The organism is Citrobacter sp. Igbk 14 (assembly GCF_028069825.1).
In the GTDB taxonomy this organism is placed as follows: domain Bacteria; phylum Pseudomonadota; class Gammaproteobacteria; order Enterobacterales; family Enterobacteriaceae; genus Citrobacter.
The window spans coordinates 40,604-64,001 of sequence record NZ_JANEWM010000002.1; the positions used below are offsets into that span (position 1 = coordinate 40,604).

Annotated in this window: 25 protein-coding genes; 23 read left to right on the top strand and 2 right to left on the bottom strand. The window is 55.0% G+C overall.

The annotated features are described in order from the left end of the window. Positions 1–243 precede the first annotated feature (243 nt). The 18 genes from maeB (at position 244) to eutR (ending at position 17,574) form a co-directional block, all read left to right on the top strand. Positions 244–2,523, top strand: a complete 2,280-nt coding sequence (gene maeB / locus NNN64_RS00980) for an NADP-dependent oxaloacetate-decarboxylating malate dehydrogenase (RefSeq protein WP_271440170.1) — start codon at positions 244–246, stop codon at positions 2,521–2,523. 159 nt (positions 2,524–2,682) lie between these two features. Continuing rightward, positions 2,683–3,018: an ethanolamine utilization microcompartment protein EutS gene (gene eutS / locus NNN64_RS00985; RefSeq protein ID WP_137384748.1), complete on the top strand. Its 336-nt coding sequence runs from the start codon at positions 2,683–2,685 to the stop codon at positions 3,016–3,018. A gap of 12 nt (positions 3,019–3,030) precedes the next feature. Beyond that, positions 3,031–3,510, top strand: a complete 480-nt coding sequence (gene eutP / locus NNN64_RS00990) for an ethanolamine utilization acetate kinase EutP (RefSeq protein ID WP_016153958.1) — start codon at positions 3,031–3,033, stop codon at positions 3,508–3,510. Beyond that, positions 3,488–4,195 (top strand): ethanolamine utilization acetate kinase EutQ, encoded by a 708-nt coding sequence (gene eutQ, locus NNN64_RS00995; RefSeq protein ID WP_271440171.1) that lies wholly within the window; start codon positions 3,488–3,490, stop codon positions 4,193–4,195. Before eutP ends, eutQ begins: the two co-directional genes overlap by 23 nt. Positions 4,196–4,204: 9 nt before the next feature. Next, positions 4,205–5,008: an ethanolamine utilization cob(I)yrinic acid a,c-diamide adenosyltransferase EutT gene (eutT, locus tag NNN64_RS01000; RefSeq protein WP_271440172.1), complete on the top strand. Its 804-nt coding sequence runs from the start codon at positions 4,205–4,207 to the stop codon at positions 5,006–5,008. Then, positions 5,005–6,021, top strand: coding sequence for a phosphate acetyltransferase (gene pta / locus NNN64_RS01005; RefSeq protein ID WP_271440173.1), 1,017 nt, complete (start codon positions 5,005–5,007; stop codon positions 6,019–6,021). Before eutT ends, pta begins: the two co-directional genes overlap by 4 nt. A 39-nt stretch (positions 6,022–6,060) precedes the next feature. Continuing rightward, the gene (gene eutM / locus NNN64_RS01010; protein ID WP_003835054.1) at positions 6,061–6,354 is read left to right on the top strand and encodes an ethanolamine utilization microcompartment protein EutM; all 294 of its coding nucleotides are present in this window, start codon (positions 6,061–6,063) and stop codon (positions 6,352–6,354) included. Positions 6,355–6,468: 114 nt separating this feature from the next. Beyond that, positions 6,469–6,756 carry an ethanolamine utilization microcompartment protein EutN gene (gene eutN, locus NNN64_RS01015; protein WP_137384744.1) on the top strand — a complete coding sequence of 96 codons (288 nt, stop codon included), beginning with the start codon at positions 6,469–6,471 and terminating at the stop codon, positions 6,754–6,756. Positions 6,757–6,767: 11 nt separating this feature from the next. Further along, positions 6,768–8,171 (top strand): aldehyde dehydrogenase family protein, encoded by a 1,404-nt coding sequence (locus tag NNN64_RS01020; RefSeq protein WP_271440174.1) that lies wholly within the window; start codon positions 6,768–6,770, stop codon positions 8,169–8,171. 32 nt (positions 8,172–8,203) lie between these two features. After that, the gene (gene eutJ / locus NNN64_RS01025; protein WP_202038106.1) at positions 8,204–9,043 is read left to right on the top strand and encodes an ethanolamine utilization protein EutJ; all 840 of its coding nucleotides are present in this window, start codon (positions 8,204–8,206) and stop codon (positions 9,041–9,043) included. Next, positions 9,033–10,220, top strand: coding sequence for an ethanolamine utilization ethanol dehydrogenase EutG (eutG, locus tag NNN64_RS01030; RefSeq protein WP_271440175.1), 1,188 nt, complete (start codon positions 9,033–9,035; stop codon positions 10,218–10,220). The genes eutJ and eutG overlap by 11 nt, the downstream gene beginning before the upstream one ends. 119 nt (positions 10,221–10,339) lie before the next feature. Next, positions 10,340–11,572, top strand: a complete 1,233-nt coding sequence (gene eutH, locus NNN64_RS01035; protein ID WP_003835043.1) for an ethanolamine utilization protein EutH — start codon at positions 10,340–10,342, stop codon at positions 11,570–11,572. After that, positions 11,569–12,972: an ethanolamine ammonia-lyase reactivating factor EutA gene (gene eutA, locus NNN64_RS01040; RefSeq protein ID WP_271440176.1), complete on the top strand. Its 1,404-nt coding sequence runs from the start codon at positions 11,569–11,571 to the stop codon at positions 12,970–12,972. Before eutH ends, eutA begins: the two co-directional genes overlap by 4 nt. Positions 12,973–12,983: 11 nt before the next feature. Next, positions 12,984–14,345, top strand: a complete 1,362-nt coding sequence (eutB, locus tag NNN64_RS01045) for an ethanolamine ammonia-lyase subunit alpha (RefSeq protein WP_003038029.1) — start codon at positions 12,984–12,986, stop codon at positions 14,343–14,345. A 20-nt stretch (positions 14,346–14,365) separates the two neighbouring features. After that, positions 14,366–15,262 carry an ethanolamine ammonia-lyase subunit EutC gene (gene eutC, locus NNN64_RS01050; RefSeq protein WP_271440177.1) on the top strand — a complete coding sequence of 299 codons (897 nt, stop codon included), beginning with the start codon at positions 14,366–14,368 and terminating at the stop codon, positions 15,260–15,262. Between the two features lie 9 nt (positions 15,263–15,271). Then, complete coding sequence (gene eutL / locus NNN64_RS01055; protein WP_198903394.1) at positions 15,272–15,931, top strand: ethanolamine utilization microcompartment protein EutL; 660 nt, start codon at positions 15,272–15,274, stop codon at positions 15,929–15,931. An 11-nt stretch (positions 15,932–15,942) separates the two neighbouring features. Next, the gene (eutK, locus tag NNN64_RS01060; RefSeq protein ID WP_137384737.1) at positions 15,943–16,473 is read left to right on the top strand and encodes an ethanolamine utilization microcompartment protein EutK; all 531 of its coding nucleotides are present in this window, start codon (positions 15,943–15,945) and stop codon (positions 16,471–16,473) included. A 48-nt stretch (positions 16,474–16,521) separates the two neighbouring features. Continuing rightward, on the top strand, positions 16,522–17,574 hold the full coding sequence (gene eutR, locus NNN64_RS01065) for an HTH-type transcriptional regulator EutR (RefSeq protein WP_271440178.1): 1,053 nt from the start codon (positions 16,522–16,524) through the stop codon (positions 17,572–17,574). Between the two features lie 99 nt (positions 17,575–17,673). Here eutR and hemF read toward each other — a convergent pair whose 3' ends face one another. Together hemF and amiA are read right to left on the bottom strand one after the other, a co-directional pair. Beyond that, a complete protein-coding gene (hemF, locus tag NNN64_RS01070; RefSeq protein ID WP_271440179.1) occupies positions 17,674–18,573 on the bottom strand; it encodes an oxygen-dependent coproporphyrinogen oxidase in 900 nt (299 codons plus the stop codon). A 2-nt stretch (positions 18,574–18,575) separates the two neighbouring features. After that, complete coding sequence (gene amiA / locus NNN64_RS01075) at positions 18,576–19,445, bottom strand: N-acetylmuramoyl-L-alanine amidase AmiA (RefSeq protein ID WP_003038046.1); 870 nt, start codon at positions 19,443–19,445, stop codon at positions 18,576–18,578. A gap of 211 nt (positions 19,446–19,656) precedes the next feature. On the opposite strand from amiA, the gene NNN64_RS01080 reads away from it, so the two are divergent. The 5 genes from NNN64_RS01080 (at position 19,657) to ucpA (ending at position 23,143) form a co-directional block, all read left to right on the top strand. Then, positions 19,657–20,082 carry a GNAT family acetyltransferase gene (locus tag NNN64_RS01080; RefSeq protein WP_271440180.1) on the top strand — a complete coding sequence of 142 codons (426 nt, stop codon included), beginning with the start codon at positions 19,657–19,659 and terminating at the stop codon, positions 20,080–20,082. Continuing rightward, positions 20,069–20,518 (top strand): DUF2919 domain-containing protein, encoded by a 450-nt coding sequence (locus NNN64_RS01085; RefSeq protein ID WP_271440181.1) that lies wholly within the window; start codon positions 20,069–20,071, stop codon positions 20,516–20,518. Before NNN64_RS01080 ends, NNN64_RS01085 begins: the two co-directional genes overlap by 14 nt. 59 nt (positions 20,519–20,577) lie before the next feature. Continuing rightward, positions 20,578–21,153, top strand: a complete 576-nt coding sequence (locus NNN64_RS01090) for an RpoE-regulated lipoprotein (protein WP_271440182.1) — start codon at positions 20,578–20,580, stop codon at positions 21,151–21,153. A gap of 93 nt (positions 21,154–21,246) precedes the next feature. Further along, entirely contained in the window at positions 21,247–22,146 is a 900-nt protein-coding gene (yfeX, locus tag NNN64_RS01095) for a porphyrinogen peroxidase (RefSeq protein ID WP_271440183.1), read from the top strand. 205 nt (positions 22,147–22,351) lie between these two features. Continuing rightward, positions 22,352–23,143, top strand: coding sequence for an SDR family oxidoreductase UcpA (gene ucpA / locus NNN64_RS01100; RefSeq protein ID WP_271440184.1), 792 nt, complete (start codon positions 22,352–22,354; stop codon positions 23,141–23,143). Positions 23,144–23,398: the final 255 nt, after the last annotated feature.

A 23,398-nucleotide genomic window follows, 5' to 3' on the forward strand; every position in this document is an offset into this window, starting at 1 on the left:
GTTGTGATTCACACTTTTGGGAAAATTGCGGGCGTTGTCAGCAAAAAGCATAGCAGACAGGCATGGTATTGCTGGCTTAAGCAGGTAACATAGCTGTTATAAATTGATAACAAATTCTTTCTTTGAATGGTGAGAGTTTGGAGGCCTTCAAAGTTTGTGCCGCTGACTGAGGTGATAATGTGCGGCTCAGCAGAATGGTTACCCGCGCCACTTTTTTGATAGATACGTGAAAGGAACAACAAGATGGATGACCAGTTAAAACAAAGCGCCCTCGATTTCCACGAATTTCCAGTACCCGGTAAAATCCAGGTTTCTCCGACCAAGCCGCTGGCAACACAGCGTGATCTTGCTCTGGCCTACTCGCCGGGCGTAGCTGCACCGTGCCTTGAAATTGAAAAAGACCCGCTGGCAGCCTACAAATATACCGCGCGTGGCAACCTTGTCGCGGTTATCTCTAACGGTACTGCGGTGCTGGGACTGGGTAACATCGGTGCGCTAGCCGGTAAACCCGTGATGGAAGGTAAAGGCGTTCTGTTTAAGAAATTCGCCGGAATTGACGTGTTCGATATTGAAGTCGATGAACTCGATCCGGATAAATTTATCAATGTCGTGGCGGCCCTCGAACCTACATTTGGCGGTATCAACCTCGAAGACATCAAAGCGCCGGAATGTTTCTACATTGAGCAAAAGCTGCGTGAGCGCATGAATATTCCGGTATTCCATGATGACCAGCACGGCACTGCGATTATCAGTACGGCCGCAATTCTTAACGGTCTGCGGGTGGTAGAGAAGAATATTTCTGATGTGCGCATGGTGGTGTCTGGCGCAGGTGCTGCGGCGATTGCCTGTATGAACCTGCTGGTGGCGCTGGGTATGCAGAAGCACAACATTGTGGTCTGCGACTCCAAAGGCGTGATTTACAAAGACCGCGAGCCGAATATGGCGGAAACCAAAGCGGCTTATGCGGTGGTAGATGACGGTAAGCGTACGCTGGATGACGTGATTGACGGTGCAGACATTTTCCTCGGCTGCTCGGGTCCGAAAGTATTGACTCAGGAAATGGTCAAGAAAATGGCCCGTGCGCCAATGATCCTGGCACTTGCCAACCCGGAACCGGAAATCCTGCCGCCGTTGGCGAAAGAAGTCCGGTCTGATGCCATCATCTGTACTGGTCGTTCCGACTACCCGAACCAGGTTAACAACGTCCTGTGCTTCCCGTTCATCTTCCGTGGTGCGCTGGATGTGGGTGCTACCGCCATCAACGAAGAGATGAAACTGGCCGCGGTACACGCGATTGCAGAACTGGCGCATGCTGAACAGAGCGAAGTCGTGGCTTCGGCTTACGGCGATCAGGATCTGAGCTTCGGCCCGGAATACATTATTCCTAAACCGTTTGACCCACGACTGATTGTCAAAATCGCGCCAGCGGTAGCGAAAGCGGCGATGGATTCTGGCGTGGCGACACGTCCGATTGCTGATTTTGACGCTTACATCGATAAGCTGACCGAATTCGTTTACAAAACCAACCTGTTCATGAAGCCGATTTTCTCGCTGGCGCGCAAAGCGCCGAAGCGTGTGGTGCTGACGGAAGGGGAAGAAGCGCGTGTACTGCACGCAACGCAGGAATTGATCACCTTAGGCCTGGCGAAGCCGATCCTGATTGGTCGTCCGAGCGTGATCGAAATGCGTATCCAGAAGTTGGGTTTGCAGATCAAAGCTGGCGTCGATTTCGAGATCGTCAATAATGAATCCGATCCACGCTTCAAAGAGTACTGGAGCGAGTATTACCAGATCATGAAGCGCCGGGGGATCACCCAGGAACAGGCGCAGCGCGCAGTGATCGCCAACACCACGGTGATCGGTGCGATCATGGTGCAGCGTGGCGAAGCAGATGCAATGATCTGCGGTACGATTGGCGACTACCATGAGCATTTCAGCGTGGTGAAAGAGGTGTTTGGTCATCGTGAAGGTGTCCATACGGCAGGGGCGATGAATGCGCTGCTGCTGCCAAGCGGAAACACCTTTATTGCGGATACCTACGTTAACGATGACCCGACGCCGGAACAGCTGGCTGAAATCGCCGTGATGGCGGCAGAAACAGTGCGTCGTTTCGGTATCGAACCGAAAGTGGCGTTGCTGTCGCACTCTAACTTTGGCTCTTCCAATTGCCCATCCGCCAGCAAAATGCGCGACGCGCTGGAGCTGATTAAGGCGCGTGCGCCTGAGCTGATGATCGACGGTGAAATGCACGGTGATGCGGCGCTGGTAGAGAGCATTCGTAACGATCGGATGCCGGACAGCCCGCTGAAAGGCTCAGCCAATATTCTGGTGATGCCGAATATGGAAGCTGCCCGTATTAGTTACAACTTACTACGCGTTTCCAGTTCGGAAGGTGTTACCGTGGGGCCGGTGCTGATGGGGGTCGCTAAACCTGTTCACGTATTAACGCCGATTGCCTCTGTTCGTCGTATCGTTAATATGGTGGCGCTGGCGGTCGTAGAAGCCCAAACGCAACCGCTGTAATTTCACTTTAATTATTTCCGGCGCGGGGTTCTCCCGCGCCTTTTTATTTTTCATTTCTTAGTGATCTACTTCACCTTTTAAACCCACTTGCCGAATTTTGTTATTTACTCTGACAAAAAATTGCCACGATGAGGACAGTTTTAGCAGAGGCGGTGAGCAATGGAAAAAGAACGCATCATTCAGGAATTTGTGCCGGGAAAACAGGTCACGCTGGCGCATCTGATTGCGCACCCCGGTGAAGAACTGGCGAAAAAGATCGGTGTTCCCGAAGCGGGTGCTATCGGCATCATGACGCTTACGCCGGGAGAAACCGCGATGATCGCCGGCGATTTGGCTATGAAGGCAGCAGATGTACATATCGGTTTTCTCGATAGATTCAGTGGTGCGCTGGTGATCTACGGCTCTGTTGGTGCGGTCGAAGAAGCATTATTGCAGACCGTTAGCGGCCTGGGTCGGGTATTAAATTTCACTTTGTGCAACCTGACAAAAAGTTAATCAGAGGCGGCGATGAAACGTATTGCTTTTGTCGGTACGGTCGGGGCGGGGAAAACAACGCTTTTTAATGCGCTCCAGGGAAATTACTCCCTCGCCAGAAAAACACAGGCCGTGGAGTTTAATGAAAACGGTGATATCGATACACCCGGAGAATATTTTAGCCATCCGCGCTGGTATCACGCCTTAATTACCACGCTGCAAGATGTTGATACGTTGATTTATATACACGCGGCAAATGATAAAGAAAGTCGCTTACCTGCCGGGCTGTTGGATATCGGCGCCAGTAAACGACAAATCGCCGTTATCAGTAAAACGGACATGCCGGATGCCGACGTCGCCGCAACGCGACAACTACTTCGCGGGATAGGGTTCCAGGAGCCAATTTTTGAACTCAATAGCCATGACCCGCGCAGCGTGCAGCACCTGGTGGATTATCTGACTGAGCTCAGCCAAAAGGAGGAAAGGGCAGGTGAAAAAACTCATCACAGCTAACGATATTCGTGCGGCCCACGCACGCGGCGAACAGGAATTGTCGGTTGTTCTGCGCGCCAGCATCATCACCCCGGAGGCTCGCGAGGTTGCGGAGCTGCTGGGCGTCACTATCACTGAATGCGACGAATCAGCGCCAGTTGCAGCAACCGCCGCAACGGCCGCTCCAGTGGATGATGGCAAGTCGGAAAGTCAGCGCATTCGCGAAACCATCATCGCGCAACTGCCGGAAGGGCAGTTCACCGAAAGCCTGGTCGCGCAGCTGATGGATAAAGTCATGAAGGAGAAGCAGTCGCTGGAGCAGGGCGGAATGCAGCCGAGCTTTAACTCGGTTACCGGCAAAGGCGGCGTGAAAGTCATTGACGGCAGTAGCGTGAAGTTTGGTCGTTTTGACGGTGCTCAACCGCACTGTGTTGGCTTAACCGACTTAGTGACCGACCAGGACGGCAGCAGTATGGCCGCCGGCTTCATGCAGTGGGATAACGCTTTTTTCCCATGGACGCTGAACTACGACGAAATCGACATGATTCTGGAAGGCGAACTGCACGTTCGTCATGAAGGCGAAACCATGATTGCGAAAGCCGGGGATGTGATGTTTATCCCGAAAGGCTCCAGCATCGAGTTTGGTACGCCATCGACTGTGAAATTCCTGTATGTGGCCTGGCCTGCGAACTGGCAGTCCTGCTAAGGCGGATGTATGAAGGATTTCATTACCGAAGCATGGCTAAGAGCGAATCACACGCTTAGCGAAGGAGCTGAAATTCACCTCCCCGCTGATGCTCGCTTGACGCCGTCTGCCCGGGAACTGCTGGAAAGTCGACATCTGCGCATTAAATTTATCGACGAGCAGGGAAGTCTGTTTATCGATGACGAAGAACAGCAGCCGCAGCCGGTGCATGGTTTAACCAGTAGTGATACGCATCCACAGGCCAGTTGCGAACTGTGCCATCAACCGGTGATGAAGAAGCCTGACACGCTGACACATCTGACGGCGGACAAGATGGTCGCCAAAAGCGATCCGCGGCTGGGATTTCGTGCGGCGCTGGACAGCACCATCGGTCTGGCGGTGTGGCTGCAGATTGAACTGGCGGAGCCGTGGCAGCCATGGCTGGCGGATATCCGCTCACGTTTGGGCAACATTATGCGTGCCGATGCCATGGACGAACCGCTGTCCGCGCAGTCAATCGTCGGTTTAAGCGATGAAGACTTGCACCGCCTGTCGCATCAGCCATTGCGCTATCTGGATCACGATCATCTGGTGCCTGAAGCCAGCCATGGACGCGATTCTGCATTGCTCAATCTGCTGCGCACCAAAGTCCGTGAAACGGAAACCGTAGCGGCGCAGGTGTTTATCACCCGCAGTTTTGAAGTATTGCGACCGGACATTCTGCAGGCGCTGAATCGCCTGTCGAGTACGGTCTACGTGATGATGATTCTGAGCGTGGCGAAGCATCCGCTAAGCGTCAGCCAAATCCAACAGCGACTGGGGGAGAAGCAATGATCATTGAACGTGCTCGTCAACTCGCCCAGCGCGCACCCGCTCGGGTGGTGTTCCCGGATGCGCTGGATGTTCGGGTGCTGAAAGCCGCGAACTACCTGCATCAGCACGGCCTGGCGCATCCCATTCTCGTCGCCAGCCCGTTCGCGCTGCGCCAGTTTGCCCTCAGCCATCGCGTGGCAATGGACGGTATTCAGGTGATCGACCCACAAAGCAACCCGCAAATGCGAGAGGAATTTGCGCTGCGTTGGCTGGCTCGGGCGGAAGAGAAAACGCCGCCAGATGCACTTGAGAAACTCAACGATCCGCTAATGTTCGCGGCCGCGATGGTCAGCGCAGGTAAAGCCGATGTTTGTATTGCTGGCAACCTGTCATCAACCGCGAATGTGCTGCGTGCAGGGCTACGCATCATTGGGTTACAGCCGGGATGCAAAACGCTGTCGTCAATTTTCCTGATGCTGCCGCAGTACCTCGGGCCGTCATTAGGGTTTGCCGATTGCAGCGTTGTGCCGCAGCCAACTGCTGCACAACTGGCGGATATTGCGATTGCCAGTGCGCAGACCTGGCAGGCCATTACCGGAGAAGAACCGCGTGTCGCCATGCTGTCCTTTTCAAGTAATGGCAGTGCGCGCCATCCCAACGTTGCCAACGTGCAGCAGGCCACGGACATCGTTCGTGAACGCGCACCGCAGCTCACCGTTGATGGTGAACTGCAGTTTGATGCCGCTTTTGTACCGGATGTCGCCGCGCAAAAAGCGCCTGCCAGTCCGCTACACGGCAATGCCAATGTGATGGTCTTCCCGTCACTGGAGGCAGGCAACATTGGTTACAAAATCGCTCAGCGCCTGGGAGGGTATCGTGCAGTCGGTCCGTTGATTCAAGGGCTTGCCGCACCGCTTCATGACCTTTCTCGCGGCTGTAGCGTGCAGGAAATTATCGAACTGGTGTTGGTGGCAGCAGTGCCGCGCCAGACTGACGTGAGTCGTGAAGACGCCTCACAAACACTGGTTGTTTAGGTCCCGTTCTGGACCCCTTCTACTTAAGAGGAAAGCACAATGGAAGCATTAGGAATGATTGAAACCCGGGGCCTGGTTGCACTGATTGAGGCTTCTGACGCAATGGTTAAAGCGGCACGCGTGAAACTGGTTGGCGTGAAGCAAATCGGTGGCGGTCTGGTTACTGCAATGGTTCGTGGCGACGTGGCGGCCTGCAAAGCAGCAACGGATGCGGGTGCTGCTGCAGCACAGCGCATTGGGGAACTGGTTTCTGTACACGTGATTCCGCGCCCGCATGGCGATCTGGAAGAAGTCTTCCCGATCAGCTTTAAAGGCGATAGCAACGACATGTAAGTCGTCCATGTGACGCCACAGACTTCATTGCTGGCGTCACCCTCTCTCCTTTTCACATTACCTTCTGCGGAGGGTAGGGGGAGGTTTTACCTGAAATATGCCACGGAGGCGGGTATGAAACTGGCAATCGTCACAGGACAAATCGTTTGTACCGTACGCCATCAGGGACTCGCGCACGATAAGTTGCTGATGGTGGAAATGATTGATGCCCAGGGAAATCCTGACGGGCAGTGTGCTGTTGCGATCGACAGCATCGGAGCGGGAAACGGAGAGTGGGTGCTGCTGGTCAGCGGAAGCTCAGCCCGTCAGGCGCACCATAACGAATCATCGCCTGTCGATTTGTGCGTGATTGGCATTGTCGATGAAGTGGTGGCAGGTGGTCAGGTGATCTTCCATAAATAGGGCAGAAAATCATGAATCAACAGGATATTGAACAGGTCGTGAAAGCGGTACTGCTGAAAATGAAAGACAGCAGCCAGCCCGTTAGTGCCGTTCAAGAAATGGGCGTTTTTGCCTCCCTGGATGACGCAGTGGCGGCTGCAAAACTGGCCCAGCAGGGGCTGAAAAGCGTCGCTATGCGCCAACTGGCCATTCACGCTATTCGTGAAGCGGGCGAAAAACACGCCAGAGAATTAGCGGAGCTTGCCGTTAGTGAAACCGGCATGGGACGCGTTGAAGATAAATTTGCCAAAAACGTGGCTCAGGCCCGTGGCACACCGGGTGTGGAATGCCTGTCTCCACAGGTTCTGACCGGCGATAACGGCTTGACCTTGATTGAAAACGCACCGTGGGGCGTAGTGGCTTCGGTGACACCGTCCACCAACCCGGCGGCAACCGTCATTAACAACGCCATCAGCCTGATTGCTGCGGGTAACAGCGTGGTCTTTGCTCCGCACCCGGCGGCTAAACGTGTTTCTCAGCGCGCCATCACCCTGCTCAACCAGGCGGTGGTTGCTGCGGGTGGCCCGGCGAATCTGCTGGTCACCGTTGCCAACCCGGATATCGAAACCGCTCAGCGTCTGTTCAAGTACCCTGGTATCGGCCTGCTGGTGGTAACCGGCGGCGAAGCGGTAGTGGAATCGGCGCGTAAACACACCAATAAACGTCTGATTGCCGCAGGTGCGGGTAATCCACCAGTGGTGGTCGATGAAACGGCCGATCTGGTACGTGCAGCACAGTCCATCGTCAAAGGCGCATCGTTTGATAACAACATCATTTGTGCCGACGAAAAAGTGCTGATTGTTGTCGACAGTGTTGCCGACGAACTGATGCGCCTGATGGAAAGCCAGCATGCGGTCAAGCTGACGGCGGCCCAGGCTGAGCAACTGCAACCGGTGCTGCTGAAAAATGTTGATGAGCGCGGCAAAGGTACGGTCAGCCGTGACTGGGTCGGGCGCGATGCCGGAAAAATCGCTGCGGCAATTGGTCTGAACGTACCGGAGCAAACCCGTCTGTTATTCGTCGAAACCTCCGCGACTCATCCGTTTGCCGTTACCGAACTGATGATGCCGGTGCTGCCGGTCGTGCGGGTCGCTAACGTCGATGAAGCCATTGAACTGGCGGTCAAGCTTGAAGGTGGTTGCCACCACACGGCGGCAATGCACTCACGCAACATCGACAATATGAACCGTATGGCTAACGCCATTGATACCAGCATTTTCGTCAAGAATGGGCCGTGTATTGCAGGCCTGGGACTCGGCGGCGAAGGCTGGACCACGATGACCATTACCACGCCAACCGGGGAAGGGGTGACCAGTGCGCGCACGTTTGTGCGTCTGCGTCGCTGTGTGTTGGTGGATGCGTTTCGCATCGTATAACAGTTAGTCCATCAGGCTATAGGGAGAAAGAGATGGCGCACGACGAACAACGTTGGCTCACACCCAGACTGCAAAAAGCGGCAACGCTATGTAACCAGACACCTGCCGTGAGCGAATCACCGCTGTGGCTGGGCGTTGATTTGGGGACATGTGATGTGGTGTCGATGGTTGTCGACAGCGACGGGCAGCCGGTTGCGGTCTGTCTGGACTGGGCTGATGTTGTGCGCGATGGCATCGTTTGGGATTTCTTCGGTGCGGTGACCATCGTTCGTCGCCATCTCGATACGCTTGAACAACAGTTAGGTTGCCGTTTTACCCATGCGGCGACCTCATTCCCACCGGGAACCGACCCGCGTATCTCCATCAACGTGCTGGAATCCGCCGGGCTTGACGTGAGTCATGTGTTAGACGAGCCGACCGCGGTTGCGGATCTGCTGCAACTTGATAACGCCGGGGTCGTGGATATTGGTGGTGGTACTACCGGAATTGCCATTGTTAAACAGGGCAAAGTGACCTACTCCGCCGATGAAGCGACCGGTGGACACCACATTTCCCTGACGCTGGCGGGAAATCGCCGCATTCAGCTCGAAGAAGCTGAGCAGTACAAGCGCAGCAACGGTAAAGAAATTTGGCCGGTGGTGAAGCCGGTCTACGAAAAGATGGCGGAAATCGTAGCTCACCATATTGCAGGACAGGGAGTTACCGATTTATGGCTGGCCGGTGGTTCCTGCATGCAGCCGGGAGTCGATGAGCTGTTCCGTAAGCGTTTTCCGGAACTGCAAGTGCACTTACCGCAGCACAGCCTGTTCATGACCCCGCTGGCGATTGCAAATAGCGGAAAAGAAAAAGCGGAAGGAATCTATGCAAGCTGAATTGCAGACCGCGCTCTTTCAGGCATTCGACACCCTGAATCTGCAACGCGTTAAAACGTTTAGTGTTCCCCCTGTCACATTGTGCGGGTTGGGTGCGCTCAGCACCTGCGGGCAGGAAGCGCAAACGCGCGGACTGACGCATATGTTTGTCATGGTGGATAGCTTCCTGCATCAGGCGGGAATGACGGCCTCGCTTGAGCGTAGCCTGGCGATGAAAGGTGTGGCGATGACGCTGTGGCCGTGCCCGGTGGGCGAGCCGTGCATCACGGATGTCTGCGCGGCGGTCGCGCAACTGCGTGAATCGAAGTGCGACGGCGTCGTGGCCTTTGGTGGCGGTTCCGTACTGGATGCGGCCAAAGCGGTCGCACTGCTGGTGACCAACCCGACCCAGACGCTGGCTGACATGGACGAACGCAGCGTGTTACGTCCACGGTTGCCACTGATTGCTGTACCGACTACCGCCGGAACAGGCTCAGAAACCACCAACGTCACGGTGATTATTGATGCCGCGACCGGGCTGAAGAAAGTGCTGGCGCATGCAACCCTGATGCCGGATGTGGCGATTCTTGATGCAGCGCTGACGGAAGGTGTGCCCGCGCACGTGACGGCGATGACCGGAATTGATGCGCTGACCCATGCGGTTGAAGCCTACAGCGCGCTGAACGCGACGCCGTTTACCGACAGCCTGGCGATTGGCGCGATTGCAATGATCGGCAAATCGCTGCCGAAGGCCGTCGGCTACGGTCAGGATTTGGCGGCACGCGAAAGCATGTTACTGGCCTCCTGTATGGCCGGAATGGCGTTTTCCAGTGCGGGGCTGGGCTTGTGCCATGCAATGGCGCACCAGCCGGGGGCGACGCTGCACATCCCGCACGGACAGGCTAATGCCATGCTGCTGCCCACGGTCATGGGGTTTAACCGCATGGTGTGTCGCGAACGCTTCAGCCATATCGGGCGGGCATTAACCAATAAGAAATCGGACGATCGTGACACCATCAGCGCGGTTAGCGATCTGATTAACGAGGTGGGCCAGACCAAACGACTCTCTGACGTTGGGGCAAAGCCTGAGCATTACAGCGCATGGGCTCACGCCGCGCTGGAGGATATTTGTATTCGCAGTAACCCACGCACCGCCACGCAGGCACAGATTATCGACCTGTACGCGGCTGCCGGGTAATGCCTGTAGGCCGGATAAGGTGCTCGCACCGCCATCCGGCAATAACACGGCGTTAATGCCGGAGGCGACGTAAACGTCTTATCCGGCCTACAAATCACAAATGACAGGGAGTAGGGGCTATGGGAATTAACGAAATCATCATGTACATCATGATGTTCTTTATGCTGATTGCCGCCGTGGACAGGATCCTGTCGCAGTTCGGCGGTTCGGCACGCTTCCTCGGTAAGTTCGGTAAGAGTATTGAGGGATCGGGCGGCCAGTTTGAAGAAGGCTTTATGGCGATGGGCGCGTTGGGTCTGGCGATGGTGGGTATGACCGCGCTGGCACCGGTACTGGCGCATGTGCTCGGGCCAGTAATTATTCCGCTGTACGAAATGTTGGGCGCGAACCCGTCGATGTTTGCCGGAACGCTGCTGGCGTGCGATATGGGCGGCTTCTTCCTGGCGAAAGAACTGGCGGGCGGCGACGTTGCGGCGTGGCTGTACTCTGGCCTGATCCTTGGGGCGATGATGGGGCCGACGTTGGTGTTCTCCATTCCGGTTGCGCTGGGGATTATTGAACCGTCTGACCGTCGTTATCTGGCGCTGGGCGTGCTGGCCGGTATCGTCACCATTCCGATTGGTTGTATTGCGGGCGGTTTGATTGCGATGTACTCCGGCGTCGAAATCAACGGGCAGCCGGTGGAGTTCACCTTCGCGCTGATCCTGATGAATATGATCCCAGTGCTGATCGTGGCCGTGCTGGTGGCGCTGGGACTGAAATTCATCCCGGAAAAAATGATCAACGGCTTCCAGATCTTCGCGAAATTCCTCGTGGCGCTGATCACCATCGGTCTGGCGGCAGCGGTTGTCAAATTCCTGCTCGGCTGGGAGCTGATCCCGGGGCTTGATCCCATCTTCATGGCTCCGGGCGACAAACCGGGTGAAGTGATGCGCGCCATCGAAGTTATCGGTTCTATTTCCTGCGTACTGCTCGGTGCCTACCCAATGGTGCTGCTGCTGACTCGCTGGTTTGAAAAACCGCTGATGAGCGTCGGTAATCTGTTAAAAATCAATAATATTGCAGCTGCCGGTATGGTGGCGACGCTGGCGAACAACATCCCAATGTTCGGCATGATGAAGAATATGGATACCCGCGGCAAAGTGATCAACTGCGCCTTTGCGGTCTCCGCGGCCTTCGCGCTGGGTGACCACTTAGGTTTCGCCGCAGCGAACATGAACGCGATGATCTTCCCGATGATTGTTGGCAAGCTGATTGGCGGCGTGACGGCGATTGGTGTGGCTATGCTGTTGGTACCGAAAGATGAAGATGTTCCAGCAGAAGTAGAAACCAACCCGGAGGCGCAATCGTGAATACTCGCCAGCTACTGAGCGTCGGTATCGATATCGGCACCACCACCACTCAGGTGATCTTCTCCCGCCTTGAGCTGGTTAACCGTGCGGCAGTGTCGCAGGTGCCGCGCTACGAATTCATCAAACGCGAAATTAGCTGGCAAAGCCCGGTTTTCTTTACCCCCGTTGATAAGCAGGGCGGGCTGAAAGAAGCCGAACTGAAAGCGCTGATCCTCGCCCAGTATCAGGCGGCGGGTATCGCACCAGAAACCGTCGATTCCGGCGCGATCATCATTACCGGGGAAAGTGCGAAAACCCGCAATGCGCGTCCGGCGGTGATGACGCTCTCCCAGTCGTTGGGCGATTTCGTGGTAGCCAGCGCCGGTCCACATCTGGAATCGGTGATTGCTGGTCATGGTGCGGGTGCCCAGACTCTGTCAGAGCAGAAGTTGTGCCGTGTACTGAATATCGACATCGGTGGCGGGACCTCGAACTACGTGCTGTTCGACGCGGGGAAAGTCAGCGGTTCGGCCTGCCTGAACGTCGGTGGGCGTCTGCTGGAAACGGACGGCCAGGGGCGCGTGGTTCACGCGCATCAGCCGGGACAGATGATTGTCAATGACGTTTTTGGCCCTAGCACCGATGCGCGTTCGCTTAACGCCACGCAACTGGTTCAGGTGGCGCGACGGATGGCGGCGCTGATTGTGGAAGTGATTGAAGGCACGCTTTCACCACTGGCGCAGGCGCTGATGCAAACCGGTCTGCTGCCTGCGGGCGTGAAACCGGAAGTGATTACGTTGTCCGGCGGGGTGGGCGAATGCTACCGCAACCAACCTGCCGATCCGTTCTGTTTTTCCGACATCGGGCCACTGCTCGCCACGGCGCTGCATGAGCACCCGCGTCTGCGTGAGATGAACGTGCAGTTCCCGGCGCAAACCGTGCGCGCCACGGTGATTGGCGCTGGTGCGCATACGCTGTCGCTTTCGGGCAGCACCATCTGGCTGGAGGGCGTTCAGCTTCCGCTGCGCAATCTGCCGGTGGCGATTCCGGTGGATGAGTCCGATTTGGTTGCTGCCTGGCAACAGGCATTGATGCAGCTCGATCTGGATCCACAAACGGATGCTTATGTGCTTGCGCTGCCCGGTTCGTTACCGGTGCGTTACGCCGCGCTGTTAACGGTGATTGACGCGCTGCTGGCCTTCGTCGCGCGTTATCCGAATCCGCATCCCCTGCTGGTGGTAGCCGAGCAGGATTTTGGTAAAGCCCTGGGCATGCTGTTACGCCCACAGTTACAGCAACACCCGCTGGCAGTCATCGATGAGGTGGTTGTCCGGGCGGGGGACTATATCGACATTGGTACGCCTCTTTTTGGCGGATCGGTTGTGCCGGTGACGGTGAAATCACTCGCATTTCCTTCCTGAGGGAACGACTTATGAAACTAAAGACCACATTGTTCGGCAATGTTTATCAGTTTAAGGATGTAAAAGAGGTGCTGGCAAAAGCCAACGAACTGCGTTCGGGGGATGTGCTGGCAGGAGTGGCCGCAACAAGCTCGCAGGAGCGTGTGGCTGCCAAGCAGGTGTTGTCGGAAATGACGGTGGCGGATATCCGCAATAACCCGGTGATTTCCTATGAAGAAGACTGCGTAACGCGTCTGATTCAGGATGACGTCAATGAAACGGCCTATAACCGCATCAAAAACTGGAGTATCAGTGAGCTGCGCGAGTATGTGCTGAGTGATGAAACTTCTGTCGATGACATTGCGTTTACGCGCAAAGGGTTAACGTCGGAAGTCGTTGCTGCGGTGGCCAAAATCTGTTCCAACGCGGACCTGATCTACGGCGGCAAGAAAATGCCGGTGATCAAAAAGGCGAACACCACCATTGGTCTGCCGGGCACCTTTAGCTGCCGTTTGCAGCCGAACGATACCCGTGACGATGTACAGAGTATCGCCGCTCAAATCTATGAAGGTCTTTCCTTCGGTGCGGGTGATGCGGTCATTGGGGTCAACCCAGTAACGGATGATGTGGAGAACTTAAGCCGCGTTCTCGATACCGTGTATGGCGTAATCGACAAATTTAACATTCCGACCCAGGGTTGCGTACTGGCGCACGTCACCACGCAGATTGAAGCAATTCGTCGCGGCGCGCCGGGCGGGCTGATTTTCCAGAGTATCTGCGGCAGTGAAAAAGGCTTAAAAGAGTTTGGCGTTGAGCTGGCGATGCTGGATGAAGCGCGTGCCGTGGGTGCGGAGTTTAACCGTATCGCCGGGGAAAACTGCCTGTACTTCGAAACCGGGCAAGGGTCTGCGCTTTCTGCTGGCGCTAACTTTGGTGCCGATCAGGTGACGATGGAAGCACGTAACTACGGGCTGGCGCGTCACTACGATCCGTTCCTGGTGAACACCGTGGTTGGCTTTATCGGACCAGAGTATCTCTACAACGACCGTCAGATTATTCGTGCCGGTCTGGAAGACCACTTCATGGGCAAGCTGAGCGGCATCTCAATGGGCTGTGACTGCTGCTACACCAACCATGCTGATGCTGACCAGAACCTCAACGAAAACCTGATGATTCTGCTCGCCACCGCTGGCTGCAACTACATCATGGGCATGCCGCTCGGTGACGACATCATGCTCAACTACCAGACCACTGCATTCCACGATACCGCGACCGTGCGCCAGTTGCTGAACCTGCGTCCGTCGCCGGAGTTTGAGCGCTGGCTGGAAACCATGGGCATTATGGCAAACGGTCGCCTGACCAAACGGGCGGGCGATCCGTCACTGTTCTTCTGATGACGCGGGGATGACACACGATGGATCAAAAACAGATTGAAGAAATTGTACGCAGCGTAATGGCGTCAATGGGTGAGTCACAGCCGCAGGCTCAGGCACCGTCACCGGAAGCGAAATGCAGCACCACACAGTGTGCTGCGCCGACAGGTGAAAGCTGTGCGATGGACTTGGGTTCTGCTGAAGCCAAAGCGTGGATTGGTGTCGAAAATCCACACCGTGCGGACGTGTTGACTGAACTGCGTCGCAGTACTGCAGCACGCGTGTGCACCGGTCGTGCCGGTCCTCGCCCGCGTACTCAGGCGTTGTTGCGTTTCCTGGCGGACCATTCGCGTTCGAAAGATACGGTCTTAAAAGAGGTGCCGGAAGAGTGGGTGAAAGCGCAAGGGTTGCTGGAAGTTCGTTCAGAAATCAGTGACAAAAACCTGTATCTGACACGCCCGGATCTGGGGCGTCGTCTGAGTGCGGAAGCCATTGAAGCGTTGAAATCGCAGTGTGTGGCTAACCCGGATGTGCAGGTGATTATCTCTGATGGCCTGTCTACCGATGCGATCACCGCCAACTACGAAGAGATTCTGCCGCCGCTGCTGTCGGGTTTAAAACAAGCCGGGCTGAAGGTCGGTACGCCGTTCTTTGTTCGCTATGGTCGCGTAAAAATCGAAGATCAGATTGGCGAACTGCTGGGGGCGAAAGCGGTGATCCTACTGGTGGGGGAACGTCCGGGCCTCGGCCAGTCGGAGAGCCTTTCCTGCTACGCGGTGTATTCACCGCGCGTGGCGACAACCGTTGAAGCTGACCGCACCTGTATCTCGAACATTCACCAGGGCGGTACACCTCCGGTAGAAGCGGCTGCGGTAATCGTCGATTTGGCCAAGCGCATGCTGGAGCAGAAAGCATCCGGCATCAATATGACCCGTTAAGGAGACATCATGCCAGCATTAGATTTGATAAGACCATCAGTCACCGCGATGCGCGTGATTGCCTCGGTAAATGACGGTTTTGCTCGCGAACTTAAATTACCACCACATATACGTAGCCTCGGACTCATCACAGCAGATTCTGATGACGTGGCGTATATTGCCGCAGACGAAGCGACAAAACAGGCGATGGTGGAAGTGGTTTATGGCCGCTCATTGTATGCCGGTGCGGCGCACGGACCTTCTCCCACGGCAGGTGAAGTGCTGATTATGCTCGGCGGGCCGAACCCGGCTGAAGTTCGCGCGGGCCTGGACGCCATGGTTGCCAATATTGAAAGTGGCGCGGCGTTCCAGTGGGCAAATGACGCAGAAAATACCGCCTTCCTGGCGCACGTCGTATCGCGCACGGGTTCGTATCTTTCCGCGACAGCGGGATGTCGGCTTGGCGATCCTATGGCTTATCTGGTGGCACCGCCGCTGGAAGCGACATTCGGTATTGATGCTGCACTGAAATCTGCCGATGTACAGCTGGTGACCTACGTTCCACCACCGTCAGAAACCAACTACTCAGCGGCGTTTTTGACCGGTAGTCAGGCCGCCTGTAAAGCCGCGTGTAACGCCTTTGCCGATGCCGTTCTGGATATTGCCCGTAATCCGGTACAACGCGCGTAAGAGAGGTTGTGATGATCAATGCACTGGGATTACTGGAAGTGGATGGCATGGTTGCGGCTGTTGATGCTGCGGACGCCATGCTGAAAGCTGCGAACGTGCGACTGCTTAGCCACGAAGTGCTCGATCCTGGCAGGCTGACGCTGGTGGTGGAAGGCGATCTGGCGGCGTGCCGCGCTGCGCTGGATGCTGGCAGTGCTGCTGCTGCGCGTACAGGCCGTGTTATCAGCCGTAAGGAGATAGGGCGGCCGGATGATGACACCCAGTGGCTGATCGGCGGTTTTAAACGTGCGCCGAAGAAACCCGCGCCGAAGCCAGAAATGAAACCAGAAGCCAAAGCGGAAAAGACACAGGAAGCGCCTGTGACATCTGAGTCTTCTGATGAACTCCTGGCGTTATTGGCATCGACCCGTCAAGGAATGACGGCAGGGGAGGTGGCCGCGCACTTTGGCTGGTCACTTGATAAAGCCAGAAATGCGCTGGAACAGCTCTTTTCTGACGGAGCGTTGCGTAAACGCAGTAGTCGCTATCGCTTAAAAAATTAACCTGTCGGAGGGCCGGGGGCTTCATTGAAGCTTCCGGCTTAAAAGATCATGAAAAAGACCCGTACTGCAAACCTGCACCATCTTTATCATGAAGCATTACCCGAAGACGTTAAACTTACACCGAAGGTGGAGGTGGACAACGTTCACCAACGGCGAACAACAGATGTGTATGAGCATGCCCTGACGATTACTGCCTGGCAGCAGATTTACGATCAACTGCATCCGGGAAAATTTCATGGCGAGTTCACGGAAATCCTGCTTGATGATATTCAGGTGTTCCGTGAATACACCGGTCTTGCGCTGCGCCAGTCATGCCTGGTTTGGCCGAACTCGTTCTGGTTTGGTATTCCGGCTACGCGCGGCGAGCAGGGATTTATTGGTACGCAATGCCTTGGCAGTGCTGAAATTGCGACCCGCCCAGGCGGAACAGAGTTTGAGCTGAGCACACCGGATGATTACACCATTCTGGGGGTTGTCATTTCGGAAGAGGCGATTGCGCGTCAGGCCAACTTCCTGCATAACCCGGAAAGGGTGCTGCATATGCTGCGCAACCAGTCGGCGCTGGAAGTCAAAGAACAGCACAAAGCTGCGTTATGGGGCTTTGTGCAACAGGCGCTGGCGACGTTTAGTGAAAATCCAGAGAACCTTCATCAGCCGGCGGTGCGCAAAGTGTTGGGTGATAACCTGCTGCTGGCGATGGGCACTATGCTGGAAGACGCGCAGCCGATTATGACTGCTGAAAGCATCAGCCATCAGAGCTATCGCCGCCTGCTGTCGCGTGCGCGTGAATATGTGCTGGAAAATATGTCTGAGCCGCTGACCGTGCTCGACTTGTGCAACCAGCTACATGTGAGTCGTCGCACGCTGCAAAACGCGTTTCACGCGATCCTGGGTATCGGACCGAATGCCTGGTTAAAACGTATTCGTCTGAATGCTGTGCGCCGGGAACTTATTAGCCCGTGGTCGCAAAGTGCGACGGTGAAAGACGCTGCGATGCAGTGGGGATTCTGGCATTTAGGACAGTTTGCTACCGATTACCAGCAGCTGTTTGCGGAAAAACCCTCGCTGACGCTGCATCAGCGCATGCGTCAGTGGGCGTGATGAAATTATTGTGCCGGATGTGACGCTTTGCGTCTTATCCGGCCTACGGGGCGGTGCTGTTGCCGTTGTAGGCCTGATAAGCGTAGCGCCATCAGGCAATTACACCCAGTCGCGGACCTGAATAAACTCGCTAAGGGCGGCTTCCGGGCTGTTCGCTTCCGGCTGCCAGTCATATTCCCAGCGTACCAGCGGCGGCATCGACATCAAAATCGATTCCGTGCGCCCGCCGGTCTGTAAACCGAATAAGGTGCCGCGATCCCACACCAGATTAAATTCCACATAGCGTCCGCGACGATAAAGCTGGAAATTGCGCTCGCGCTCGCCCCAGCTCATCGCTTTGCGGCGTTCGACGATCGGCAGATACGCCTCGGTGTAACCTTGCCCTACCGCCTGCATAAAGGCGAAGCAGTGGTCGAAATCCGGCGTATTCAGATCGTCGAAAAACAGCCCACCGATGCCGCGCTGCTCGTTACGGTGCTTGAGGAAGAAGTAGTCGTCGCACCATTTTTTGTAACGCGGGTACACGTCATCACCAAACGGCTGGCAGAGTTCAAGCGCGGTGCGATGCCAGTGAACGGCATCTTCTTCAAAACCATAGTAGGGCGTTAAGTCAAAGCCGCCGCCAAACCACCAGACTGGGGCGGCGCCCGGTTTTTCGGCGATAAAAAAACGCACGTTGGCATGGCTGGTAGGGATGTACGGATTGAGCGGATGCACGACCAGCGAGACACCCATCGCCTCAAAGCTGCGCCCGGCAAGCTCTGGCCGATGTGCGGTAGCAGAGGCTGGCATTGCGTCACCGTGTACGTGGGAGAAATTCACCCCCGCTTGTTCAAAGATACCGCCGTTACGCAACACCCGACTGCGCCCGCCGCCGCCCGCTTCGCGCTGCCAGTTATCTTCAACAAACTCGCTGCCGTCTACGGCGGATAACTGCTGACAAATTTCATCCTGCAGGCTGAGCAGGAACTGTTTAACGCGCTGTGCATCGGGCTTCATGATTAACGTTTCTTCGAATGTGCTTTCTGATTATCAAACCAGTGGAAATAGCTGATGATGCCATTGGCGATAGCGGTGGCGATTTTCTGACGAAACGCAGCCGTCCCCAGCAGTCGTTCTTCTTCCGGGTTGGTGATGAAGGAGGTTTCGACCAGGACCGACGGAATCGAAGGTGATTTTAGCACCACGAAGGCGGCCTGTTCCGTGCTGCGACTGTGCAAACGGTGTACCGGCTTGATTTTCTTAAGAATGTGCGAACCGAGCGTCAGGCTGTTTTTAATGGTGTCGGTTTGTACCAAATCGAACAGTACCTGCTGCAATAAATGGTCTTTATCGGTGGCCTTTTTACCTGCGACTTCATCGGCACGGTTTTCACGATCGGACAGGTACTTCGCCATGGCGCTACTGGCACCGCGATTGGACAGGGCGAAGACCGATGCCCCCGCCGCGCTCGGATTGGTGAAGCCGTCGGCGTGAATCGACATAAACAGATCGGCACCGTGCTTGTGGGCAATCTCAACGCGATCGTACAGTGGAATGAAGGTATCGCCAGAGCGGGTCAGGCGTGCATCAATCCCCTGATTGCGTAGGATCGAGCGCACGTTTTTGGCAATCGCCAGCACCACGTGCTTTTCTTTCGACCCGTTGCGACCGATTGCCCCGGTATCAATCCCACCGTGTCCTGGGTCAAGAACAACAACGCGCTTAGCGCCGGATTTTTTCGCTTTCGGTTTGCTGTGTCCATTACTGGTCTTTAGCGCTTCTTCTTTAGCGATGGCTTGCGACATGCCTGACAGCGTCAGGGCGGCCAGCCCGGCTTTCAGCACCTGGCGGCGCGATGTGAGTGTTTTTAGTGGTTTAAAAGTGCTCATACGGCCTGAGTTGTAAAAAAAGGTTCCAGACGTTATATCGTATCGCGTAGTCCGTTGCGACGGATCGGGATAAGAATTGTTTTACTTTTCATTTCAATACGTGACAATTCCGTATTATGCCATTTTTTCCGTCGTTTCGCGTCAGATATTGGCTAAATCAGTGGTTCGCGCCATAATCGCTTTTTAACGTCCTGAAAAGGAAACTAATACCATGGAAATACGCGTATTTCGCCAGGAAGATTTCGAAGAGGTGATCACCCTCTGGGAGCGCTGTGATCTGCTGCGTCCATGGAATGATCCGGAAATGGACATTGAGCGCAAAGTCAATCATGACGTCAGCTTGTTTCTGGTCGCAGAAGTGAACGGTGAAGTTGTCGGCACAGTGATGGGGGGCTATGACGGTCATCGTGGTTCCGCTTATTACCTTGGCGTGCATCCTGAGTTCAGGGGGCGTGGTATTGCTAATGCGCTGCTGAACCGGCTGGAGAAAAAGCTCATTGCCCGTGGTTGTCCAAAGGTTCAAATCATGGTGCGTGACGATAATGACGTTGTGCTGGGTATGTATGAGCGTTTGGGCTATGAACATACCGATGTACTCCATCTGGGTAAACGTTTAATCGAAGATGAAGAGTACTGAGTTCCATCCCGCCGACTATGACGGTCATGGACGTCTGCGCCTGCCATTTCTGTTCTGGTGCGTGCTGCTGCTCCAGGCGCGTACCTGGGTGTTGTTTGTGATTGCGGGTTCTTCCCGCGATCAAGGCAACACGTTGCTGAATTTGTTTTATCCCGATCATGACGCGTTCTGGCTGGGGTTACTTCCCGGCGTTCCGGCCGTGCTGGCGTTTTTACTCAGCGGGCGGCGTTCCGCGTTTCCCGTTTTATGGCACAGGCTGCGCGGATTACTGATTCTGGCTCAACTGGCGCTGCTCTGCTGGCAGCCGATGCTGTGGTTGGGAGGCGATCCTGTCAACGGCGTTGGTCTGGCGCTGCTGGTGGCGGATATTGTCGCGCTGGTCTGGCTGTTAACCAATCAACGTTTGCGTGCCTGTTTTTCCCCCGAGAAAGAATAACGGCACTTTTTAGTGAAACCGGACTCAAAGCAGCGTTGATAAATATGGAAGGAAGTGAAATGAAATCACTGCGTTTGACGTTATGCGCGATACCGCTGGTGCTGACCGGGTGTTCAACCCTCTCATCGGTGAACTGGTCTGCCGCTAATCCGTGGAACTGGTTTGGTTCTTCGACCGAGGTCACTGAGCAAGGCGTGGGAAAACTCACGGGCGCGACGACATTGGATGAAAAGACCATTGCTGATGCGATGGATGGCGATTATCGCCTGCGTAGTGGGATGAAAACCAATAACGGCAACGTCGTGCGCTTTTTTGAGGTGATGAAAGGTGACAAACTGGCAATGGTGATCAATGGCGACCAGGGAACCATCAGTCGCATTGATGTATTGGACAGCAATATCGCATCAGCCTCGGGTGTCGAAATCGGTACACCGTTTAGCGACCTTTACACTAAAGCTTTTGGTCATTGCCAGAAAGCAACCGGTGATGACAGTGCGCATGTTGAGTGTAAAGCCGAAGGAAGTCAGCATATTAGCTATATTTTTTCCGGTGACTGGAGCGGCCCTGAAGGCATAATGCCGTCTGACGATACGCTACAAGAGTGGAAAGTAAGCAAAATTATCTGGCGGCGTTAATTTGCGTCTGAACAAATCGACTTACTAAAAAAACAGGTAGAATAACGCCCATCAATGCCACGATGTCGTGGCAGCTTTTTTTCAGGAGGAACAATGTCTCAGGTTCAGAGTGGCATTTTGCCAGAACATTGCCGTGCGGCGATTTGGATTGAAGCCAATGTAAAAGGTGATGTTGAGGCTCTGCGAGCGGCCAGCAAAACATTTGCCGATAAGCTGGCGACCTTTGAAGCGAAATTCCCGGATGCGCATCTGGGCGCGGTAGTCGCTTTTGGCAACAATACCTGGCGCACGCTGAGCGGCGGCGTGGGTGCGGAAGAGCTGAAGGACTTCATCCCTTACGGTAAAGGCCTGGCTCCGGCGACCCAGTATGACGTATTGATCCATATCCTCTCGCTGCGCCATGACGTGAACTTCTCCGTTGCGCAGGCGGCCATGGAAGCGTTTGGCGACTGCATCGATGTCAAAGAAGAGATCCACGGTTTCCGTTGGGTGGAAGAGCGTGACCTCAGCGGCTTTGTTGATGGTACGGAAAACCCGGCGGGTGAAGAAACGCGTCGTGAAGTCGCTGTTATTAAAGATGGCATCGATGCTGGCGGCAGCTATGTATTCGTGCAGCGTTGGGAACATAACCTGAAGCAACTGAACCGCATGAGTATTCACGATCAGGAAATGATGATTGGCCGCACCAAGGAAGCCAACGAAGAGATCGATGGTGACGATCGTCCGGTAACATCCCACCTGAGCCGTGTGGATCTGAAAGAAGATGGCAAGGGCCTGAAAATTGTTCGTCAGAGCCTGCCGTACGGTACAGCCAGCGGTACGCATGGTCTCTATTTCTGCGCGTACTGTGCGCGTCTGCACAATATTGAGCAGCAACTGCTGAGCATGTTTGGTGATACCGACGGCAAACGTGACGCGATGCTGCGCTTTACCAAACCGGTCACCGGTGGCTATTACTTTGCACCGTCGCTGGATCGGCTGATGGCGCTGTAATCCCGGTGTTGCCTGGTGGCGCTAACGCTTACCGGGCCTACCGCGTTCTTATCTGTCATCGAATTGAAAATCCCCGCCCCGACGGGGATTTTTTTTACCTTAAATTAACCTGATTTAGTGAGCTATTCCTCAGCATGAATTTGTTAATGCTGTATCTTCTGCGTGAATGAAGCGAAGGCTTCATATTCAAAAGGAGAATATTGAAATGGGAAAACTCACGGGCAAAACAGCATTGATTACAGGCGCATCTCAGGGTATTGGCGAGGGGATCGCCAGAACGTTTGCCCGCCATGGCGCGAACTTAATCCTGCTGGATATCTCCGATGAGATTGAAAAGCTGGCGGATGAACTGGCTGGGCGCGGGCATCGCTGCACAGCGGTTCACGCAGACGTCAGAGATTTTGCGTCGGTCACGGAAGCGGTAAAACGCGCGAAGAAAATTGAAGGCAAAATCGACATTCTGGTCAACAATGCCGGCGTATGTCGCCTTGGCAACTTCCTTGAAATGAGCGATGAAGATCGCGACTTCCACATTGATGTCAACATTAAAGGCGTCTGGAACGTGACGAAGGCCGTTCTGCCGGAGATGATTGCACGCAAAGACGGGCGCATCGTGATGATGTCATCGGTAACAGGCGATATGGTAGCCGACCCGGGTGAAACGGCGTATGCGTTGTCGAAAGCCGCTATTATCGGCTTAACCAAGTCCCTGGCGGTTGAATACGCGCAATCGGGGATTCGTGTAAATGCAATTTGCCCAGGCTACGTTCGTACGCCAATGGCGGAAAGTATTGCACGTCAGTCTAACCCGGACGATCCTGAATCGGTTTTAGTCGACATGGCGAAAGCGATTCCAATGCGCCGTCTGGCCTGCCCGCTTGAAGTGGGTGAACTGGCGGCGTTCCTGGCGTCGGATGAATCCAGCTACTTAACTGGCACGCAAAACGTGATTGATGGCGGCAGCACACTGCCGGAAAGCGTTAGCGTCGGCATCTGATTGATGCCTGTCTCCTCCCTGGTGAACCTGGGGAGGAGGTACCCCTTAGAGCTAGCCCATTAGGCTATTTTATTTGCCAGTTTGGCCCTGGGCAGTGCTCAAAATCCTCACGTACTTCGTGTACGCTCCGGTTTTTCCGCGCTGTCCGTGTCCAAACTGCCTGCAACAATTACACCTACTGGGATAAGCTCTTATTCTCTTTTCAACTTTCAAATCATCAAACGGTATATAAAACCGTTACTCCTTTAGTGCCGG

What these genes read in the sequence shown, in the direction of transcription:
- maeB (WP_271440170.1), top strand. Translation starts at nt 244, where the DNA reads ATGGATGACCAGTTAAAACAAAGCGCCCTCGATTTCCACGAATTTCCA.
- eutS (WP_137384748.1), top strand. Translation starts at nt 2,683, where the DNA reads ATGGAAAAAGAACGCATCATTCAGGAATTTGTGCCGGGAAAACAGGTC.
- eutP (WP_016153958.1), top strand. Translation starts at nt 3,031, where the DNA reads ATGAAACGTATTGCTTTTGTCGGTACGGTCGGGGCGGGGAAAACAACG.
- eutT (WP_271440172.1), top strand. Translation starts at nt 4,205, where the DNA reads ATGAAGGATTTCATTACCGAAGCATGGCTAAGAGCGAATCACACGCTT.
- pta (WP_271440173.1), top strand. Translation starts at nt 5,005, where the DNA reads ATGATCATTGAACGTGCTCGTCAACTCGCCCAGCGCGCACCCGCTCGG.
- eutM (WP_003835054.1), top strand. Translation starts at nt 6,061, where the DNA reads ATGGAAGCATTAGGAATGATTGAAACCCGGGGCCTGGTTGCACTGATT.
- eutN (WP_137384744.1), top strand. Translation starts at nt 6,469, where the DNA reads ATGAAACTGGCAATCGTCACAGGACAAATCGTTTGTACCGTACGCCAT.
- NNN64_RS01020 (WP_271440174.1), top strand. Translation starts at nt 6,768, where the DNA reads ATGAATCAACAGGATATTGAACAGGTCGTGAAAGCGGTACTGCTGAAA.
- eutJ (WP_202038106.1), top strand. Translation starts at nt 8,204, where the DNA reads ATGGCGCACGACGAACAACGTTGGCTCACACCCAGACTGCAAAAAGCG.
- eutG (WP_271440175.1), top strand. Translation starts at nt 9,033, where the DNA reads ATGCAAGCTGAATTGCAGACCGCGCTCTTTCAGGCATTCGACACCCTG.
- eutH (WP_003835043.1), top strand. Translation starts at nt 10,340, where the DNA reads ATGGGAATTAACGAAATCATCATGTACATCATGATGTTCTTTATGCTG.
- eutB (WP_003038029.1), top strand. Translation starts at nt 12,984, where the DNA reads ATGAAACTAAAGACCACATTGTTCGGCAATGTTTATCAGTTTAAGGAT.
- eutC (WP_271440177.1), top strand. Translation starts at nt 14,366, where the DNA reads ATGGATCAAAAACAGATTGAAGAAATTGTACGCAGCGTAATGGCGTCA.
- eutL (WP_198903394.1), top strand. Translation starts at nt 15,272, where the DNA reads ATGCCAGCATTAGATTTGATAAGACCATCAGTCACCGCGATGCGCGTG.
- eutK (WP_137384737.1), top strand. Translation starts at nt 15,943, where the DNA reads ATGATCAATGCACTGGGATTACTGGAAGTGGATGGCATGGTTGCGGCT.
- eutR (WP_271440178.1), top strand. Translation starts at nt 16,522, where the DNA reads ATGAAAAAGACCCGTACTGCAAACCTGCACCATCTTTATCATGAAGCA.
- hemF (WP_271440179.1), bottom strand. Translation starts at nt 18,573, where the DNA reads ATGAAGCCCGATGCACAGCGCGTTAAACAGTTCCTGCTCAGCCTGCAG.
- amiA (WP_003038046.1), bottom strand. Translation starts at nt 19,445, where the DNA reads ATGAGCACTTTTAAACCACTAAAAACACTCACATCGCGCCGCCAGGTG.
- NNN64_RS01080 (WP_271440180.1), top strand. Translation starts at nt 19,657, where the DNA reads ATGGAAATACGCGTATTTCGCCAGGAAGATTTCGAAGAGGTGATCACC.
- NNN64_RS01085 (WP_271440181.1), top strand. Translation starts at nt 20,069, where the DNA reads ATGAAGAGTACTGAGTTCCATCCCGCCGACTATGACGGTCATGGACGT.
- NNN64_RS01090 (WP_271440182.1), top strand. Translation starts at nt 20,578, where the DNA reads ATGAAATCACTGCGTTTGACGTTATGCGCGATACCGCTGGTGCTGACC.
- yfeX (WP_271440183.1), top strand. Translation starts at nt 21,247, where the DNA reads ATGTCTCAGGTTCAGAGTGGCATTTTGCCAGAACATTGCCGTGCGGCG.
- ucpA (WP_271440184.1), top strand. Translation starts at nt 22,352, where the DNA reads ATGGGAAAACTCACGGGCAAAACAGCATTGATTACAGGCGCATCTCAG.